The sequence below is a fragment of the Methanobrevibacter sp. genome (assembly GCF_045116495.1).
Taxonomy (GTDB): Archaea; Methanobacteriota; Methanobacteria; order Methanobacteriales; family Methanobacteriaceae; genus Methanocatella.
The window spans coordinates 1-2,544 of the sequence record NZ_JBGULU010000048.1; the positions used below are offsets into that span (position 1 = coordinate 1).

General features: G+C 35.1%; 3 protein-coding genes. All 3 read right to left on the reverse strand.

Going from position 1 to position 2,544, the window contains the following annotated elements; genetic code table 11:
* Window positions 1-22: 22 nt before the first annotated feature.
* The 3 genes from ACJMLH_RS02440 to ACJMLH_RS02450 all read right to left on the reverse strand — a co-directional run bounded on the left by ACJMLH_RS02440 (window position 23) and on the right by ACJMLH_RS02450 (window position 2,544).
* The gene (locus ACJMLH_RS02440; RefSeq protein ID WP_405274382.1) at window positions 23-223 is read right to left on the reverse strand and encodes a BspA family leucine-rich repeat surface protein; all 201 of its coding nucleotides are present in this window, start codon (window positions 221-223) and stop codon (window positions 23-25) included.
* Window positions 224-267: 44 nt separating this feature from the next.
* Entirely contained in the window at window positions 268-1,983 is a 1,716-nt protein-coding gene (locus tag ACJMLH_RS02445; protein ID WP_405274379.1) for a transposase, read from the reverse strand.
* Between the two features lie 417 nt (window positions 1,984-2,400).
* Window positions 2,401-2,544, reverse strand: a complete 144-nt coding sequence (locus tag ACJMLH_RS02450) for a DUF1848 family protein (protein WP_405274384.1) — start codon at window positions 2,542-2,544, stop codon at window positions 2,401-2,403.

Genomic DNA, 2,544 nt, shown 5'->3' on the forward strand with positions numbered 1-2,544 from the left:
TAGAAAATCCGACCCGCAAAATTTAGAAAATATGATCTGCCACCATCCACAAAAAAATGATCCACATGGTTGAAAAGCCGATCCCTCTGCAATAAGAATTTATGAGCTGGATAGGATAGCTGTACGCAATTGCATTATTAAACATACCGCTCATATCGTCAACGTTTGATGTATCCCAATTACCTATTGGCTGATTAAAAAAATATCGTATTAGGTCTAAAATCTCCTTAACTTTTAGGAGTTTTTTACCCCTTAACTAACTTGATATTAGACTTTGTCTATTATTTCGTCAATGTCATTTTCGTTAATTTTAAATTCAGCCAAAATATTTTTTTGCCTTTTATCTAACTTGTATCGCCTCGTGTATTTTGAAGTATTTAAATTTCGGTCTGCAGAAATTTCTTGCAGAGAACGTATTACAGCAGGCACCGTAAAATTTTTTCGATCTTTCTCTCTTTGTTTAGATACGCGAATTGAAATGAGCGCATACATAATAGAAGCTACAAACCAGATCAAAGATTTTCCATGAATCGAATCATCAGAGTAAACTCCGATAACATCCATTCCAAGAGAAGATTTCAACGAAGTAAACACGCGTTCTACACAATTTCTTTTGGAATAAGCGATTCTGCACTCCCGTCCGTTTGTTTTGCAAGAACTAACCAGTATTCTGTAACCGCAAAAACTTAACGCCTCATTAATTCGTTCGTGATTATCCTGGTAGGATTTTATTATGAAAGCTGGAATTTCTTCTGTTTCACCTGAATGTCCCTTACCTCTCTTATTTATTTTCATTGTTCCGTTTTGTTCGTATTCAAGATTCAGGTAATAAAAATGTTTCTTTATTTCTTCGAGTGAATATTTTGTTTTGCGGTTTATAGCATTATCCAGTTCCTTTTTGAGAGACACCAGTTTTGAATAAAAATTTGTACGATGTCCGGCTTCAAGCATATGATCCCAAATGAGAATAAAATTTCTTAAAGGTTCATCCTTTCCATCAAAAAGTTTTCCTTCAACGGTCATTGCAAATTCATCATATTCCGGAAGATAGTTTTCATTTTTTTTAATTTCTGAAGAATATTGTTTCAGCAACTCTTCTCCGCAGCTTAAATCTTTTCGAAGCATCAACAAAAAGTCAATTCCGGCATCATCAAAATCTTTAACATTACGTTCGGATATATATCCTCTGTCACAAATCATAGTAATATTTTTTGCAACATCGTCGCCCAGTTCTGAAAAAAATTTAATCATCTCGGGAGCCTGTGTCACGTCGGTTACTGAGCCAGGAAAATTCATAAAAGTGAGAGGCAACCCGTCAGCCTGTCTTACCACATAATCAGAGTTAACCTGATTCAAAGTTTTATCATCTTTGGCATACCCCTTCTGAACTAGAAAAACTCCTTCTGCCTGACTGTTTACGTTTGTGGAATCGTAGCAGACATAAACTTTTTGATCACCTAAATTTCTTGCTGCCCAGTTGTCTTTAAAAAAATTAATTTTTGAAACACTAAGATCTTCATTCAAAAATGAAGATATGCTCGAATCACTGATACTGCCATTGGAAAATAAAATATTTTTTCTTGCCCAGTGTGGATAGTGTTGAAACTTTGCAGACTCTTCAATCAGCATATAACTGGCGAGATCTAAAATGAGATTAGCGTCGTCAGAACCGAAAGCTTCAACAAGGCAATTGAGTAGTCCGGATTCATCACACAATTTTTTCAGAACTGCATAGGTGCCAACAGAAATATGATCATCCCTGGCCGGACGTTCAGGTAAATTTTCCTTATCAAAAATCAAAAAATAATTTTTATTTGCATACATGAACCGGTTGTCTTTCCAGTTGGTTGGATCTACCGCGTAGCCTATCCCAATTTTTTTGTGAGTGGAATAAGAACATTTGCCCTTACTGTTACTTGACGCGTATTCGTTGGTTAAATTTGCCAGAACATAACCTGTCTTTTTATTAACAGTACAGTTCATAGGAATAGGGAAAATATTATCTTGAGAGCGAGAAACTGTAGCCATAGCGTAAATCCAAAAACAAATCTATATGGGGTACAGTATGCCCTGTATAGATTTGTTTTTCAAGTACCGAGTAGTCAAAAAAAAATTTTTTTTGAGGGTAAAAAAACGAAAACCCCTTGATATTACAAGGGATTCACGATTCTATTTCTGAAATTCTTTAGTAGATTGTGATCATGGGGTAATTTTGATCAAAAGTTAAGGAATAATATCGCAATTAATCACAATCATTGGGACTCTACAATATTCAATTCGTTTGGCAATCTTCTTAAGAAAAACTACAATGATCCTTTAAGGCAATAGGATCCTAAAATTAGGATCCTGTTTGCAGAATTTGTTTCTACGGCAATGTCTTACTTAAACTGCAGATGTGAATCAAATCCTTTTAAATGGAATGATACTTTCGTCAGTGTCCTTATGGTTTCTGTGGTTATTAAGAGCTGCTTCATAGGATGTATTTGCGTAACAGTAGGCACATTGATGAAGACAGGTATTGTACATGCCGATATCCTTACTTAT

Coding starts and splice junctions, on each gene's coding strand:
- ACJMLH_RS02445 (WP_405274379.1), bottom strand. CDS start 1,983: ATGAACTGTACTGTTAATAAAAAGACAGGTTATGTTCTGGCAAATTTA.